7 protein-coding genes and 3 rRNA genes are annotated in these 17,002 nt (G+C 60.7%); 9 read left to right on the forward strand and 1 reads right to left on the reverse strand.

All coding sequences use genetic code 11. The features are described 5' to 3' along the window. The first annotated feature begins 56 nt into the window (after positions 1–56). A complete protein-coding gene (locus tag LDN82_RS08360; RefSeq protein WP_224167025.1) occupies positions 57–791 on the forward strand; it encodes a maleylpyruvate isomerase family mycothiol-dependent enzyme in 735 nt (244 codons plus the stop codon). A 647-nt stretch (positions 792–1,438) separates the two neighbouring features. On the opposite strand, the gene LDN82_RS08365 is transcribed toward LDN82_RS08360, so the two are convergent. Beyond that, positions 1,439–2,929: an AlkA N-terminal domain-containing protein gene (locus LDN82_RS08365; protein WP_224167026.1), complete on the reverse strand. Its 1,491-nt coding sequence runs from the start codon at positions 2,927–2,929 to the stop codon at positions 1,439–1,441. 94 nt (positions 2,930–3,023) lie between these two features. Between LDN82_RS08365 and LDN82_RS08370 the strand changes: the two genes are divergently transcribed. The 8 genes from LDN82_RS08370 (at position 3,024) to LDN82_RS08405 (ending at position 17,002) form a co-directional block, all read left to right on the forward strand. After that, positions 3,024–3,671, forward strand: coding sequence for a DNA-3-methyladenine glycosylase (locus tag LDN82_RS08370; RefSeq protein ID WP_224167501.1), 648 nt, complete (start codon positions 3,024–3,026; stop codon positions 3,669–3,671). Between the two features lie 99 nt (positions 3,672–3,770). Continuing rightward, entirely contained in the window at positions 3,771–5,999 is a 2,229-nt protein-coding gene (locus LDN82_RS08375) for an AAA family ATPase (protein ID WP_224167027.1), read from the forward strand. Between the two features lie 37 nt (positions 6,000–6,036). After that, entirely contained in the window at positions 6,037–7,347 is a 1,311-nt protein-coding gene (gene tyrS / locus LDN82_RS08380) for a tyrosine--tRNA ligase (protein WP_224167028.1), read from the forward strand. Positions 7,348–8,282: 935 nt separating this feature from the next. Then, a 16S ribosomal RNA gene (locus tag LDN82_RS08385) occupies positions 8,283–9,805 on the forward strand. Positions 9,806–10,322: 517 nt separating this feature from the next. Next, a 23S ribosomal RNA gene (locus LDN82_RS08390) occupies positions 10,323–13,464 on the forward strand. Positions 13,465–13,611: 147 nt separating this feature from the next. After that, positions 13,612–13,728 (forward strand): 5S ribosomal RNA (gene rrf, locus LDN82_RS08395). The 16S, 23S and 5S rRNA genes sit together here, the layout of an rRNA operon. A 348-nt stretch (positions 13,729–14,076) precedes the next feature. After that, on the forward strand, positions 14,077–16,023 hold the full coding sequence (locus tag LDN82_RS08400; RefSeq protein ID WP_224167029.1) for a hypothetical protein: 1,947 nt from the start codon (positions 14,077–14,079) through the stop codon (positions 16,021–16,023). Next, positions 16,016–17,002, forward strand: a complete 987-nt coding sequence (locus tag LDN82_RS08405; protein WP_224167030.1) for an HAD-IIA family hydrolase — start codon at positions 16,016–16,018, stop codon at positions 17,000–17,002. Before LDN82_RS08400 ends, LDN82_RS08405 begins: the two co-directional genes overlap by 8 nt.

Consider the following 17,002-nt stretch of genomic DNA (forward strand, 5'->3'; position numbering starts at 1 on the left):
GATGGCACATCACGTGCCGTCCCACAGGGCTTTAAGGGGTGCGTTAGCATGGCGCTATGACTCAGATCACCACTGGGGCGTTGCCCGCAGAGCTTCACAAAGCCGCCGACATCGTTACCCGCCTCCTCACCAAAATGGACGAGGCATCCGTCCCGCAACCGTCCGAGCTCCCGGGCTGGACCCGTGGCCACGTCCTCGCCCATATTGCCGGGATTTCGCGCGCCATGGCCCGCCAGCTCGAGTACGCCCGGCGCGGTGAGGCCGTGGAACTGTACGACGGCGGCATGGACGGCCGCAACAAGGCCATCGAGCTGGCCGCCGGACACAGCCTCGCAGACCATAAGGAGTCCGTTGACACCGCGCTGTCTCGTGCCTTGGCGGCGTTTGACGCACTGGAACCAGCCGACTGGGAAGCGCGCATCAGCTACCGGGACGGAACAGTCCTCGACGGCGGTCTGGCACTGTGGCGCGAACTCACCATCCATGCATCGGATCTTGGACTGGGATATGGGCCTGAAACCTGGAGCCGGCCCTTCTGCGAGCACCTGTTCACTTTCCTCGAAGCACGCGTTCCGGAGAAGTACAAACTTGTCCTGCAGCCCACAGGACTGCCGCAGCGGGTCATTGGCCACGGGGGCACCTCGATTGCCATTACGGGCATGCTCACGGACATCGCGGCATGGCTCGCCGGCCGCGAACCGAGCTTGGGAAGCCTACGAGCTACCGCGGCGGCCGACGGTGTCGACCTGCCCGAGCTGCTCCCATGGCCCGCGGCACAACCTGCCGGCTAGGCCGTCCTTCTCTCACTTCCTTACGTGTTTCGGCGGATGTTCTCTCACTTCCTGACGTGTTTCGGCCGGTGCTCTCTCACTTCCTGACGTGTTTCGGCCGGTGCTCTATCACTTCCTGACGAGTTTCGGCCGTCCTTCTCTCACTTCGTGCCGTTTTTTGGGTCGTGGTCGCTAACGTCCTGATGCACCGGGGGAGCGGTGCGACGTCGGCACCCGGCTGAATGCCGACGCGGGGTTATGGGAGACGAAAGGGAGCTGCGAGTCCTTGTCCCTTGGGGATGTTCTCTCAGATCCTGAGGTGTTTCCGGCGACGCTCTTTCAGATCCTGAGGCTTTTCCGGCGACGCTCTCTCACTTCCCGCGGCGTTTTCCCGTTTCCTCTCTCACTTCCTGCCGCGTTGAGATGTGAGAGAGGAAACGGCGAAAGGCGTTGGGATGTGAGTGAAGGATGGCGGAAGGGCGTTGAGATGTGAGAGAGGAAACGGCGAATGGCGCCGGGATGTGAGAGAAGGATGGCGGAAGAGCGTTGGGATGTGAGTGAAGGATGGCGGAAGGGCGCTGGGATGTGAGAGAAGGATCGCGGAAGGGCGCCGGGATGTGAGAGAAGGATCGCGGAAGGGCGCCGGGATGTGAGAGCGGAAACGGGAGCTACGAGTGTTTGGGCTTCGTTGCCGCCCGCCACAAATGCATGGTGGCGTAGGACCGCCAAGGACTGACTTCCCGGAATTCAGGGGTGAGGCCGGGACCAGGAGGGAGGACCCGCAACCCGTTTCGAACGGCCGCGTCATTGCTCAGGAAAACGTCGGGCGCTCCCAGCACGCGCATGGCGACATACCCTACGGTCCAAGGCCCAATTCCTGGTAACGGCAGCAACTTTCGCTCCAGTCCTGCAACGACGTCGCCGTAGCCGAACTCGAGGGCCCCTGTGGCCATCGCTTCGGCCACGGCAACCACTGACTCGATGCGGCGCTGGGGTCCCCGCAGCAGGGTGCGCGCGTCTTCGGCGAGTTCCGCCGCGGTCGGAAACAGGCGATCCAGGCCGGGGACACCGCCGTCGATCGGGGAGCCGAGGGCCGATAATTGGGTCAGTGCCGTCCGGGCAGCAGCAACGGTGATTTGCTGGCCGATCAGAGCCCTGACCAGCAATTCCTGGGGGTCGACTGCTCCTGGCACGCGAATTCCGGGAACCTCCTTGATGCTCCCTTTGAGCCGGGGGTCCATCGCCAAGGCGTCGTCGATCGCTTCTGGGTCGGCGTCCAGATCGAACAACCTGCGGACACGACTCAACAACACCGGGAGGTCGTGGAGGTCCACCACCGTAGCCGACAACTGCAATGGCTTGCCCTGCCTTGAGGGGCTGTAGGCCACCGAGAACGTGGCGTTGCCGCGCGGGAGGCGGAGGGTTCGGGCATAGGTCCTGGTTCCGTCGTGTCCGGTGCTTGCCGACTCGATGCCCGGCACAGCACGAACCGCCAGGAAATCGAAGATTCCCGGGTCGAAGGGCTCCCGATATGGCAGATTCAACGTCAGAGCGGCTGGTGTCCCGTCGCTTGCCTCCCCGGCACCCCTGCGTACTCCCGATTTCGCACCGGTGGCTCGCAGCGCCGTCGGGGTCATCGCAAAAACCTCGCCGATGGTGTCGTTGAATTGCCTCACGCTATTGAACCCCGAGGCAAAGGCGACATCCGCGAGGAGCATCTTCGTTGAGACCAACAGCGTCCTTGCTGTCTGCGCCCTGCTGGCCCGTGCCAGTGAGAGCGGGCCGGCGCCAAGTTCGTGGCTAAGGATGCGGTTGAGCTGGCGCGCGGAGTAGCCAAGGCGGTGCGCAAGGCCGTCGACCCCCTCGCGAGTGATAACGCCGTCGTTGATCAGGCGCATTGCACGGCCGGCAACGTCGGATCGGATGTTCCAGGCCGGTGTTCCGGGGACGGCCTCGGGCAGGCATCGCTTGCAAGCCCGGTACCCGGCTTCGTGGGCAGCGGCCGATGTCTCGTAGAACGTGACATTCTCGGCCTTCGGCGTACGGGCTGGGCAGGACGGCCGGCAGTAGATACCAGTCGAGCTGACGGCCGTGAAGAATTGTCCGTCGAAGCGGGTGTCGCGGGCGTCAATTGCCCTGTAGCGCTGCCAGAAGTCCATTCCTTCATCCTGTCAGGAGTGCACGTCCGCTGCTAGCGGAAATCGGACATGGCCGTTTCACGATTTTTGCTAGGGTCTGGGCATGAGCTCGTCCATGGAGAAGGGAGTCAGCGATCCCGAAAAAGTGCGTAAGTTCCTCGAAGGCGACCCCCGTGTCATCGCTCCACTGGTCCTTGGCGCGGTGCTCACCCACTACTCCGAAGCCGGTCGAGTCGCGGTGAGACTCACTGAAGTGGAGGCCTATATGGGCCCTCGCGATTCCGAACACCCCGATCCCGGATCGCACACTTTCGGCGGTCCCACGGCCCGTAACGCGCCGATGTTCGGACCACCGGGTTTCCTGTACGTGTACTTCACCTACGGCATGCACTACTGCGCCAACATCGTCTGCGGTCCAGCAGGCTCGCCGTCGGCGTTGCTTCTGCGGGCCGGCGAGATTGTAGAAGGCGAGGGGCTTGCCACGGTACGGAGGCCTGCCTCAAAAACGCACAAGGACTTGGCCAGTGGGCCTGCACGCCTGGCATCGGCGCTGGGACTTACGACGGCGGACACGGGCCGTGACGCGCTCGCCTCACCGTTCAGCTTTTGGCTGCCCAAGACGCCGGTAGCGGCCGTGGCCAGCGGACCGCGGGTTGGGGTAGCTGGTCCCGGTGGAAGTACGGACTACCCGTGGCGCTTCTGGATCGAAGATGATCCCACGGTGTCACGGTACAAAGCAGCGCGGCCACGCAACCGGGCGTGAACTTTGGCCGCTGGTCCGCCATATGACCTGGACCAAACACGTTTACCAAAATCGCTGTAGAATGGACGGTCTGTCTTTTGCGATAGGGGTTACGGTTCGATGCACGACGCTGATTTGGTCCACGAGCAGGAATACGTTGCTGGGCTGTACGCCCGGCTCGATGAGCTGCGCGAAGAAAAGCGTGCCCAGCTGGCCCAGGTGCGTAAGGCCGGTGCAGTGGGAACCATGCAAAACGTGTCCGAACGTGACGCGTTCGCCGCGCTGTATGAGGACCGCCTTGCCCAGCTCGACGCCGTCGATGACCGTTTGGTCTTCGGGCGCCTCGATCTGGACTCGGGGGAGGCCCAGTACATTGGCCGTATCGGGTTGTCTACCGCCGATCTCCAACGGCTCATGGTTGACTGGCGCGCCCCGGAGGCCGGCCACTTCTACCAGGCCACCGCTTTCGACCGCCAAGGCGTGCGCCGCCGTCGACACCTGATCCTGCAAGGCCGGGACGTGAAGGCGATCGAGGACGATGTCCTGGATGCCGGCATGCTCGCGGACAACGATTCCCTGCAGGGCGAGGGCGCGCTCCTTGCGGCCCTGAATTCCAAGCGCACGGGCCGCATGTCGGACATCGTGGGAACCATCCAGTCGGAGCAGGACAGGATCATCCGTTCGTCGATCTCGGGCGCGCTCGTCGTACAAGGTGGTCCAGGGACGGGTAAGACCGCAGTGGCACTGCACCGCGCCGCCTACCTCCTTTACACGCACCGTGATCGGCTCAAGAGTGCCGGCGTTCTGCTGGTGGGACCGTCGTCGTCGTTTATGCATTACATCGAGCGTGTACTGCCCTCGCTGGGCGAGACCGGCGTCGTCATGGCCAGTCTTGGCCGGCTTATGCCCGGAATCCACGCTGTTCCCGAGGAAGATCCGGACGTTGCCGCGCTCAAAGGCAAGCTCGACATGGCCACGGTGGTGGCCAACGCCGTGGCAAACCGGCAGCGCACGCCTGTAGAAGACCGCATTCTCGAAGTCGATTCCCGCAAGCTGACGCTGACCGTCCGCCAGGTCCGCCGCGCACGGGAAAAGGCCCGGGCCACGGGCAAGCCGCACAACGAAGCCCGGCTGACGTTCGTCAAGATCCTTCTGCGTGAGCTCACGGAGCAACTAACGGACCTCGTCGAGGAATCGAACATCGGCAATAACGCCGATCGCGCCTACCTCGCCGAAGACGTCCGGTCCGCGCGGGACGTCCGCATCGCATTGAACCTGTGCTGGATGCCGATGACTCCGGAGAAGCTGATCTCCGAGCTCTTCAGCAAGCCCGCCATCCTGGAAGCCTGCACGCCACACCTCACACCGGAACAGCGATCCCTTCTGCAACGCCCAGCGGATGCGCCCTGGACCGAGGCGGACGTGCCGCTCCTTGACGAAGCTGCCGAGCTGCTCGGTGAGCTGGATCCTGCCGCGGGCAGGGGACTGGCCCAGCAGGAAGCCGACCGCGCCCGCGATCTGGCCAACGCCAGGCAGACCCTGGCCAACATGGAAGCCATGGGCGTGGATGTCCTGGTGAGCGCCGAAGAACTGGCAGACCAGAACCAGGAACGCGAGAACCGGCTCACCGCAGCCGAGCGCGCCACGAGCGATCGTTCCTGGGCTTTCGGCCACATCGTGGTTGATGAGGCACAGGAACTTTCGGCCATGCAGTGGCGGCTCCTCGTGCGTCGCTGCCCGCTGAAGTCCTTCACGATCGTGGGGGACATCGCCCAAACCAGTGCAGCGGCAGGCGCCAATTCGTGGCAAAGCGCGCTCGCGCCGTCGTTCGGTGACCGCTGGCAGCTCGAAGAACTGACCGTCAACTACCGCACGCCGTCCCAGATCGCGGAAGCCGCTGTTCGGATGGCCAACCGCGCAGGCCTGGTGGTCTCGGCTCCGAAGGCCGTGCGCGAAGGCAAATGGTCGCCCATCGTGGACCGCGTCGAAGCGGACGGAATTGTCTCCCGCCTGGTCGAGGTCCTGCCTGAGGAAGTGGAAGCAATCGACGGCGGCCTGCTGGCTGTCATCGCCGACGGCCCACTGCTGCCGCAGGCGGCTGCCGCGCTGCGCGGGATCTACGGCCGCCGCATCGGCTCGGGAGCCGGAAGCTACGAGCAGGACATCGTGGTCATCAGCCCCAAGGAAGCGAAGGGCCTGGAATTTGATGGCGTCATCGTCCTGGAGCCGGCTGCCATGCTCAATCACGAGCACGGCAAGGTGGGCGACCTCTACGTCGCTATGACCCGACCCACGCAGCGGCTCAGGCTCATCGCCGCGGCACCGCTGCCCGCCGGCATCGAACGCTAGGAAAAGTGAACCCAACAATCCTGCTAACTTAGAACTCGTGTCACACGTAAACAACATCGAGTCCCAGCACAACGATCCCGCCTTTGCCAACATCTGGCAGGAGCTCAAATGGCGCGGCCTGATCCACGTTTCCACCGACGAAACGGAACTGGAAAAGCTGCTCGCCGGGGACCCGATCACGTATTACTGTGGCTTTGACCCCACCGCTCCGTCCCTTCACCTGGGTAACTTGGTGCAGCTCCTGCTGATGCGGCGCCTGCAGTTGGCTGGCCACAAGCCGCTCGGCCTGGTTGGCGGATCCACGGGCCTTATCGGTGATCCGCGCCCCACGGCGGAGCGCACCTTGAACACCAAGGACACGGTTGCGGAGTGGGTCGGCTACCTCCAGGGGCAGGTGCGCCGTTTCCTCAGTTTCGAGGGCGATAACGCGGCACGCATGGTCAACAACCTGGACTGGACGGCGCCGCTGAGTGCCATCGACTTCCTCCGTGAGATCGGAAAGCACTACCGGGTGGGCACCATGCTTCGCAAGGATGCTGTCGCCTCCCGTTTGAGTTCCGAAGAGGGCATTAGCTACACCGAGTTCAGTTACCAGATCCTGCAGGGCATGGACTACCTCCAACTGTTCCGCGACTACGGCTGTGCACTGCAGACCGGTGGCTCGGACCAGTGGGGCAACCTCACCAGCGGTACCGAACTCATCCGCAAGGTGGAAGGCAAGAGCGTCCACGCCCTGGGTACGCCGCTCATCACCAACTCGGACGGTACCAAGTTCGGCAAGAGCGAGGGCAACGCCATCTGGCTGGACCCCGAAATGTGCAGCCCGTACGCGTTCTACCAGTTCTGGCTGAACACGGCCGACGCTGACGTGGTGGACCGGCTCAAAGTCTTCACGTTCCTTTCACGTGCGGAAATTGAAGAGCTTGGCCAGGCTGTTGCGGAGCGTCCCTTCGCACGGGAAGGCCAGAAGAAGCTTGCGTTCGAAGTCACGTCCTTGGTGCATGGCATCGATGCGACTGAAAAGGTCATCGCCGCTTCGGCAGCACTCTTCGGCAACGGCGATCTCACCGTCCTGGACGAGCGCACCCTGGAAGCAGCGACCGCGGAACTTCCCTCCGCGAAGATCAGCGCCGACGGTCTTGGAATCATCGACTTGTTGGTGGCCGCCGGTTTGTCCGACAGCAAGTCGGCAGCCCGCCGGACCATCGGGGAGGGCGGCGCCTACGTGAACAACACCAAGGTCTCCGATCCGGATGCCGTTATCGCGCAGGATGAACTGCTTCATGGCCGGTACCTGCTCCTTCGCCGGGGCAAGAAGAACCTGGCGACGATTGAGGTTTCGGCCTAGTTCGCCGTACATCGCAATACCTGAAAGGGCCGGCAACCGTTGTGGTTGCCGGTCTTTTCTGCGTTTAAGCGTGTTTGTGCGTGGGTGGGCGCCGAAGGCGGTTGGGTGGTTGGCGCGGCGCGAAGGTGGGTGGGTGGTTGGCGCGAAGGCGGTGGTCTTCCTCTGCGCGCTCGGTCGTTCCTGCCTTGGACGCGCGTTGCCGGATGGGCGCCGCCTTCTTCGGATGTTCTCTCAGATCGTGCGGGGTTTGGGGGATCGTTCTCTCGGATCGTGCGGGGTTTTGGTGGGTTGGGGGTGTGGTGTTCGACGGCGGTGGTTGGCGTGGGTGTTTGGCGGCGGGGTGGTGGGGTGTGGTTGGTGTGACGGGCTTCACTGGGGTTGGTTTTTGGGGTTTTGGGGTGGTTTTGGCGGGTCTGTGGCGTTGTTTGGCCTGTGTTTGGGCGGTTTTGGCCGGTTTTTGGGTGGTGTTGGGGTGGATTTGTGTGGGGGCTGGTGGGCGTGTAATGTCTTCTGAGTCGCCGCGAGTGAGACAGCCTGGTGCTGGGAACTGCGGGGGCCGACCCCCTTTGATAACAGCCTGGAATATGGTGCGCTTTTGGGCGTGCTGGTTGCCGGGTGGGGCCGGGGCCTGGATCGGGAATCGCGGAAACGTTGGTTTGCCAAGATCGGGTTGATCGGGTAAGTTTGAAAAGTTGCTCCGGAGCGATCCAGCGAAGGCTGGTGGTACTGCTTTGGAATAGTGACCTGTTGTTTGAGAACTCAATAGTGTGCCAAGTTTGTTGATGCCGATTGTTTTTTGATTGGTTGAAATTATGGCCAGGCTGCTGCGCACCCCCGTGTGTGGTGGTTTGGTTTTCAGCTGGTTTCGAATTTTGTGCAGCCGTGTTCGCCGTTATTTCCGGTGGGTGTGGTTGTGTCTGTTTGATTTTTTGTTTTCAACGGAGAGTTTGATCCTGGCTCAGGATGAACGCTGGCGGCGTGCTTAACACATGCAAGTCGAACGATGATCCCTGGCTTGCTGGGGGGATTAGTGGCGAACGGGTGAGTAACACGTGAGTAACCTGCCCTTGACTCTGGGATAAGCCTGGGAAACTGGGTCTAATACCGGATATGACCATCTGGCGCATGTCATGGTGGTGGAAAGCTTTTGTGGTTTTGGATGGACTCGCGGCCTATCAGCTTGTTGGTGGGGTAATGGCCTACCAAGGCGACGACGGGTAGCCGGCCTGAGAGGGTGACCGGCCACACTGGGACTGAGACACGGCCCAGACTCCTACGGGAGGCAGCAGTGGGGAATATTGCACAATGGGCGAAAGCCTGATGCAGCGACGCCGCGTGAGGGATGACGGCCTTCGGGTTGTAAACCTCTTTCAGTAGGGAAGAAGCGAAAGTGACGGTACCTGCAGAAGAAGCGCCGGCTAACTACGTGCCAGCAGCCGCGGTAATACGTAGGGCGCAAGCGTTATCCGGAATTATTGGGCGTAAAGAGCTCGTAGGCGGTTTGTCGCGTCTGCTGTGAAAGACCGGGGCTCAACTCCGGTTCTGCAGTGGGTACGGGCAGACTAGAGTGCAGTAGGGGAGACTGGAATTCCTGGTGTAGCGGTGAAATGCGCAGATATCAGGAGGAACACCGATGGCGAAGGCAGGTCTCTGGGCTGTAACTGACGCTGAGGAGCGAAAGCATGGGGAGCGAACAGGATTAGATACCCTGGTAGTCCATGCCGTAAACGTTGGGCACTAGGTGTGGGGGACATTCCACGTTTTCCGCGCCGTAGCTAACGCATTAAGTGCCCCGCCTGGGGAGTACGGCCGCAAGGCTAAAACTCAAAGGAATTGACGGGGGCCCGCACAAGCGGCGGAGCATGCGGATTAATTCGATGCAACGCGAAGAACCTTACCAAGGCTTGACATGAACCGGAAAGACCTGGAAACAGGTGCCCCGCTTGCGGTCGGTTTACAGGTGGTGCATGGTTGTCGTCAGCTCGTGTCGTGAGATGTTGGGTTAAGTCCCGCAACGAGCGCAACCCTCGTTCTATGTTGCCAGCGCGTTATGGCGGGGACTCATAGGAGACTGCCGGGGTCAACTCGGAGGAAGGTGGGGACGACGTCAAATCATCATGCCCCTTATGTCTTGGGCTTCACGCATGCTACAATGGCCGGTACAAAGGGTTGCGATACTGTGAGGTGGAGCTAATCCCAAAAAGCCGGTCTCAGTTCGGATTGGGGTCTGCAACTCGACCCCATGAAGTCGGAGTCGCTAGTAATCGCAGATCAGCAACGCTGCGGTGAATACGTTCCCGGGCCTTGTACACACCGCCCGTCAAGTCACGAAAGTTGGTAACACCCGAAGCCGGTGGCCTAACCCTTGTGGGGGGAGCCGTCGAAGGTGGGACCGGCGATTGGGACTAAGTCGTAACAAGGTAGCCGTACCGGAAGGTGCGGCTGGATCACCTCCTTTCTAAGGAGCTGCTAACAACCGTGTCTGGTTCCCGTGCATGCGGGGGCTGGTGGTTGTCAGTGTTGCCCATTGCGCAGGCGTATGTTCTGCGGTGGGTGCTCATGGGTGGAATATCAACGAATCAAACGTTTGTTTGGCATGGCCTGACCGGTTGTGTCCTGGTGTTAGTACGGCAGTGCGTGCCCCTTTTGGGGGTGTGTGGTGTTGGGAACGTGCCGGGGCGTGGTTTGTGTGGGTTGTGTTTGGCGCACTGTTGGGTCCTGAGGCAACAGGACCTTTTTGCAGCAATGCAGGGGGACACAGTTCTGGTGTTTCTTTTGTTCCTGCTTCCGGTTCGTACCGGCACCCTGTGTGGGTGTTGGGGGTCTGGTTGACGGGGTTGTTGTTTGAGAACTACATAGTGGACGCGAGCATCTAGAACACGCACATGTTTGTGTGTGTTCTTACAGCAATTTCTTATGAATGAACCTGGCCCTTTGTGGTCGTGGTTCTCTCGAGTAAGTTTTTGATCTTGTGTGGTCAAGTTTTTAAGGGCACACGGTGGATGCCTTGGCATTAGGAGCCGAAGAAGGACGTAGGAATCTGCGATAAGCCTGGGGGAGTTGATAACCGAGCGTTGATCCCAGGATGTCCGAATGGGGAAACCCCGCACAACGCTTTTGGGTGATTGTGTGACCCGCATCTGAACACATAGGGTGCGTGGGGGGAACGCGGGGAAGTGAAACATCTCAGTACCCGCAGGAAGAGAAAACAAGAGTGATTCCGTTAGTAGTGGCGAGCGAACGCGGATCAGGCTAAACCGTTTCCATGTGTGATAGCCGGCGGGCGTTGCATGGGCGGGGTTGTGGGACTTTCCGTACTGGTTCTGCCGGACCGGTGAGGTGAGGTGCAGGCATAGGTGAACGGTCTTGAAAGGCCGGCCAGAGAGGGTGTGAGCCCCGTAACCGTAATGTTGTGTACCGCCTGGAGAGGATCCCAAGTAGCACGGGGCCCGAGAAATCCCGTGCGAATCTGTCAGGACCACCTGATAAGCCTAAATACTTCCTAATGACCGATAGCGGACCAGTACCGTGAGGGAAAGGTGAAAAGTACCCCGGGAGGGGAGTGAAACAGTACCTGAAACCGTGTGCTTACAATCCGTCGGAGCAGCCTTGTAGCTGTGACGGCGTGCCTTTTGAAGAATGAGCCTGCGAGTTAGTGTTACGTCGCGAGGTTAACCCGTGTGGGGTAGCCGTAGCGAAAGCGAGTCTGAACAGGGCGAGTGTAGTGGCGTGATCTAGACCCGAAGCGGAGTGATCTACCCATGGCCAGGTTGAAGCGACGGTAAGACGTCGTGGAGGACCGAACCCACTTCAGTTGAAAATGGAGGGGATGAGCTGTGGGTAGGGGTGAAAGGCCAATCAAACTCCGTGATAGCTGGTTCTCCCCGAAATGCATTTAGGTGCAGCGTTGCGTGTTTCTTGCCGGAGGTAGAGCTACTGGATGGCCGATGGGCCCTACAAGGTTACTGACGTCAGCCAAACTCCGAATGCCGGTAAGTGAGAGCGCAGCAGTGAGACTGTGGGGGATAAGCTTCATAGTCGAGAGGGAAACAGCCCAGACCACCAACTAAGGCCCCTAAGCGTGTGCTAAGTGGGAAAGGATGTGGAGTTGCGAAGACAACCAGGAGGTTGGCTTAGAAGCAGCCATCCTTGAAAGAGTGCGTAATAGCTCACTGGTCAAGTGATTCCGCGCCGACAATGTAGCGGGGCTCAAGTACACCGCCGAAGTTGTGGATTTCACACGGTACCCTAGCCTTCGTGGTTCAGGGGTGTGGAGTGGTAGGGGAGCGTCGTGTGGGCAGTGAAGTCGCGGTGGAAACCAGCGGTGGAGCCTACACGAGTGAGAATGCAGGCATGAGTAGCGAAAGACGGGTGAGAAACCCGTCCGCCGAATGATCAAGGGTTCCAGGGTCAAGCTAATCTGCCCTGGGTAAGTCGGGACCTAAGGCGAGGCCGACAGGCGTAGTCGATGGACAACGGGTTGATATTCCCGTACCGGCGAAAAACCGCCCATGCCAAGCGGGGGATACTAACCGCCCGGAGCCTGCCCGCCCACCCTTGTGGTGTGTGGGTTTTGGCCGAGCGCGGGACCTGATCCCGGGAGGTAAGCGTATTAACAGGTGTGACGCAGGAAGGTAGCCGGGCCGGGCGATGGTTGCCCCGGTCCAAGGATGTAGGGTCAGGGATAGGCAAATCCGTTCCTGTGTGTTTCGAGCACGATCCTGAGATCTGATGGGACTCCCGTTCGGGGGGATCCGGTGATCCTATGCTGCCTAGAAAAGCATCGACGCGAGGTTTTAGCCGCCCGTACCCCAAACCGACACAGGTGATCAGGTAGAGAATACCAAGGCGATCGAGAGAATTATGGTTAAGGAACTCGGCAAAATGCCCCCGTAACTTCGGGAGAAGGGGGGCCTGCCCCGTGATGGAGACTTGCTCTCCGTGAGCGGGTGTGGGCCGCAGAGACCAGGGGGAAGCGACTGTTTACTAAAAACACAGGTCCGTGCGAAGTCGCAAGACGATGTATACGGACTGACTCCTGCCCGGTGCTGGAAGGTTAAGAGGACCGGTTAGCCCCTTGTGGGCGAAGCTGAGAATTTAAGCCCCAGTAAACGGCGGTGGTAACTATAACCATCCTAAGGTAGCGAAATTCCTTGTCGGGTAAGTTCCGACCTGCACGAATGGAGTAACGACTTCCCCGCTGTCTCAACCATAAACTCGGCGAAATTGCAGTACGAGTAAAGATGCTCGTTACGCGCAGCAGGACGGAAAGACCCCGAGACCTTTACTATAGTTTGGTATTGGTGTTCGGAGTGGCTTGTGTAGGATAGGTGGGAGACGTTGAAGCCCGGACGCCAGTTCGGGTGGAGTCATCGTTGAAATACCACTCTGGTCACTTTGGACATCTAACTTCGGCCCGTGATCCGGGTCAGGGACAGTGCCTGATGGGTAGTTTAACTGGGGCGGTTGCCTCCTAAAAAGTAACGGAGGCGCCCAAAGGTTCCCTCAGCCTGGTTGGCAATCAGGTGTCGAGTGTAAGTGCACAAGGGAGCTTGACTGTGAGAGAGACATCTCAAGCAGGGACGAAAGTCGGGACTAGTGATCCGGCGGTACATTGTGGAATGGCCGTCGCTCAACGGATAAAAGGTACCTCGGGGATAACAGGCTGATCTTGCCCAAGAGTCCATATCGACGGCATGGTTTGGCACCTCGATGTCGGCTCGTCGCATCCTGGGGCTGGAGTAGGTCCCAAGGGTTGGGCTGTTCGCCCATTAAAGCGGTACGCGAGCTGGGTTTAGAACGTCGTGAGACAGTTCGGTCCCTATCCGCTGCGCGCGCAGGAAATTTGAGAAGGGCTGTCCTTAGTACGAGAGGACCGGGACGGACGAACCTCTGGTGTGTCAGTTGTACTGCCAAGTGCACCGCTGATTAGCTACGTTCGGATGGGATAACCGCTGAAAGCATCTAAGCGGGAAGCTCGCTTCAAGATGAGATTTCCATACACAATACGTGTGAGAGGCCCCCAGCCAGACCACTGGGTTGATAGGCCGGATGTGGAAGCGAGGACCAAAGACTCGTGAAGCTGACCGGTACTAATAGGCCAACAACTTACACCACACACAACACACTGCACGCGTCCACTATGTGGTTCCCGAACAACAACCGTTCCAGGAACCAACAACTAAATACACAACACCACAGTTGTAACCACACAGTCTTCCCACCCCACACCCCAAAACCGGTGCGCGGGACGGGTAACAAGGTTACGGCGGTCATAGCGTGGGGGAAACGCCCGGTCCCATTCCGAACCCGGAAGCTAAGACCCACAGCGCCGATGGTACTGCACCCGGGAGGGTGTGGGAGAGTAGGACACCGCCGGACACACATTAGGTAGAGACCCCCAACCCACACAGGGTTGGGGGTCTCCCGCATTAAAGCGACTGCATTCAAACGAGAAAAAACAGACCAACACAAGACAAGCCCCGTCCACCACGGCCGGGGCTTGACCCATTTAAACCCCCGGAAGACACCGCGCCAATAACGCTGTGAGACTTGCCACGGGACACCCCTGGAGCTGCTCTGACGTTCGGCGACTGAGGTGCTGTCGCCTAGAATTGCATAAGACATACGAGTCGGCAGCCCCGTGCTGCAGACGGCGTGACAACGAAATAAGGGTTATGAGCGACTACGCACGCGCCAGTGGTCGGCTCGCAACAGGAGGAATCCACCATGGCTGAGCACAACGGCGGCAATCGCGACGGCAACCGCGGAAACTTTGGCGGGAATCGCGGCGACCGCGGTTCTTTCCGCCCCAACAATAACTCCGGTGGAGATCCTCGCGGATTCCGTTCCAGGGAGAATCGCGACGGCAATGAGCAGGGTCGTTCCTTCGGTGGCGATCGTGATCGCAGGCCCTTTGGTGACCGTGGTGATCGTCCGGCGCGTGATGGTGAGCGTCGTCCGTTCAACAGCGACCGTGGCGAGCGTAAGCCGTTCGGTGACCGCCCGCCCCGTGATGGCGAGCGTCGTTCCTTCGGTGGCGATCGTGACCGTAAGCCCTTTGGTGACCGCGGTGAGCGTGGTGATCGTCCGGCGCGTGATGTTGAGCGTCGCCCATTCAACAATGACCGTGGCGAGCGTAAGCCGTTCGGTGACCGTCCCGAGCGTGGTGGTGAGCGTCGTTCCTTCGGTGGCGATCGTGACCGTAAGCCCTTTGGTGACCGCGGTGACCGTGGTGATCGTCCGGCGCGTGATGGTGAGCGTCGTCCGTTCAACAATGACCGTGGCGAGCGTAAGCCGTTCGGTGACCGCCCGCCCCGTGATGGCGAGCGTCGTTCCTTCGGTGGCGATCGTGACCGTAAGCCCTTTGGTGACCGCGGTGACCGTGGCGACCGTGGCGATCGTCCGGCGCGTGATGGTGAGCGTCGCCCATTCAACAGCGACCGTGGCGAGCGTAAGCCCTTCGGTAGCCGTCCTGAGCGTGGTCCGCGGAACTTTGATGGTCCTCGTCGTGATGGCGAGGAGCGTCGTCCGTTCAACAATGACCGTGGCGAGCGTAAGCCCTTCGGTGACCGTCCGGACCGTGGCGGCGACCGTCGTCCCTTCAGCAATGACCGCGCCAACTCATGGGAAGACCGTCCGGCCCGGGTTCCCAACGCGAAGGACATTCGCAGCGCCAACCGCCCTGACCGCGAACGTTCTCCCGAGATCGATGAGGATGTCACGGGTAAGGAACTTGACCGCGCCACCGGCCATCAGATCAAGACCCTCGAAGAGCAGAGCGCAGGCTGGGTTGCCAAGCACCTGGTCATGGCCGGTCGCCTGATCGACATCGAGCCGGAGTTGGCCTTCCAGCACGCTTTGGCTGCCAGCCGCAGGGGTGGCCGGCTCTCGGCTGTCCGGGAGGCTGTTGGCCTGACGGCTTACGCTGCGGGTCACTATGGCGAAGCGCTCCGCGAATTCCGTACGTACCGCCGCATCAGCGGGTCCAACGTTCACCTGCCTGTCATGGCGGACTGTGAGCGTGGCCTTGGCCGTCCTGACCGTGCACTGGACATGGTCCGTTCTCCGGAAGCGCAGGACCTGGATGCTCCGGGCAAGGTAGAGCTGGCGATTGTGGCTTCGGGCGCACGCGCTGACCTTAACCAGCTTGACGCTGCTGTTGCCGAACTTGAGATCCCGCAGCTGGACATTAATCGGGCATTCTCCTACAGCCCCCGTCTGTTCCGCGCGTATGCGGAAGCACTGACGGCTGTGGGTCGCACCGAGGAAGCCGAAAAGTGGGCCCGCCAGGCAGTGGTTGCCGAGAATGCCTTGGGTGTTGGCGACTTCGCTGAACCGGAAATTCTTGATCTCGGCTGGGACGAGCAGGAAGAAGCAGCAGCGGCGCGGAAGCCGCGCTTCGAGAAGCGCGGCGAGGATTCCGACGTCGTTAGGCCGGAAAGCGAATCGGTGATCGCCGAGGCGGCTGCTGCAGATGCCGAACACGACGACGTTGACATCGATGATGCCGAATCGGATTACTTCGAGTCGGACGATGCCGAATCGGATATTGATTCAGCAGAAGAGTCTGACGAAGCCGAAGAAGAAGCAGAGGCTGACGAAATCGTGTCCCACGCGGAATCCATCGATGAAGAGGCTACCCACGAACAGGGCACTGACTCCCAGCATGGCTGATTCACTCATTTCGTCCTTTGACGCGGTTCTTTCCGATCTTGATGGTGTCGTTTACGCGGGTCCCCACGCCATTCCCGGAGCTGTAGAGTCGCTGCAGCGCCTGGAGACGGTAGGCGTCGGGCTGGGTTACGTGACGAACAACGCCTCGCGTACTCCCGCCCAGGTTGCAGCGCACTTGAGGGAATTGGGAGCGCCTGCGGAGGATCACCAGGTGGTCAGCTCGTCGCAGGCCGCGGGGGAGTTGCTTGCTTCCATGCTGCCTGCGGGGGCTCACGTGCTCATCACTGGCAGTGCGGCGTTGGCTCACGAGATTGAGCTCGTGGGCCTCAAGCCCGTGCATAGTGCGGCGGAGTCGCCAGTTGCTGTTGTCCAGGGCTTTAACCCGGAGATCGGCTGGAAGGACCTCGCTGAGGCATCCTATGTTGTTGCCGGTGGCGCCCAATGGTTCGCGACCAACACGGATATGTCCATCCCGCAGGCGCGCGGTATGGCTCCTGGCAACGGTACTCTCGTTGCCGCTGTTGCGGCCGCAACGGGCAAGACGCCTATGGTGGCCGGTAAACCTGAAGCACCGTTGTTCCACGCTGCGGCCAAGCGCTTGAAGTCGGACCGTCCTTTGGTAGTGGGGGACCGTTTGGATACGGATATCCTGGGCGGTAATCGTGCGGGATTTGCGACGGCGGCGGTACTCACCGGCGTCGATACCACGCTGACGATTCTGGCTGCACGGACGGAAGAGCGCCCGGATTACCTGTTGGCGGATCTGGGTGATCTTTACAATCCATACCCCGAAATCGTCAGCGACGGCGGCACCTACCGTTGCGGTGCAGCTTCTGCGATTGCCGAGGACGGCAAGGTCACGCTAACAGGGCACAAGGATGACCTCGACACGTGGCGGGCGGCGTGCGCTGCCTGGTGGGCTGCGGTTCCGGACACGGCTGTGGCCCAAGCGCCGAAGCTGGAATGGCGAACTCATTAG

The organism is Arthrobacter sp. StoSoilA2, from assembly GCF_019977195.1.
Lineage (GTDB): Bacteria > Actinomycetota > Actinomycetes > Actinomycetales > Micrococcaceae > Arthrobacter.

What these genes read in the sequence shown, in the direction of transcription:
- LDN82_RS08375 (WP_224167027.1), top strand. Translation starts at nt 3,771, where the DNA reads ATGCACGACGCTGATTTGGTCCACGAGCAGGAATACGTTGCTGGGCTG.
- LDN82_RS08360 (WP_224167025.1), top strand. Translation starts at nt 57, where the DNA reads ATGACTCAGATCACCACTGGGGCGTTGCCCGCAGAGCTTCACAAAGCC.
- LDN82_RS08370 (WP_224167501.1), top strand. Translation starts at nt 3,024, where the DNA reads ATGGAGAAGGGAGTCAGCGATCCCGAAAAAGTGCGTAAGTTCCTCGAA.
- LDN82_RS08400 (WP_224167029.1), top strand. Translation starts at nt 14,077, where the DNA reads ATGGCTGAGCACAACGGCGGCAATCGCGACGGCAACCGCGGAAACTTT.
- LDN82_RS08365 (WP_224167026.1), bottom strand. Translation starts at nt 2,929, where the DNA reads ATGGACTTCTGGCAGCGCTACAGGGCAATTGACGCCCGCGACACCCGC.
- LDN82_RS08405 (WP_224167030.1), top strand. Translation starts at nt 16,016, where the DNA reads ATGGCTGATTCACTCATTTCGTCCTTTGACGCGGTTCTTTCCGATCTT.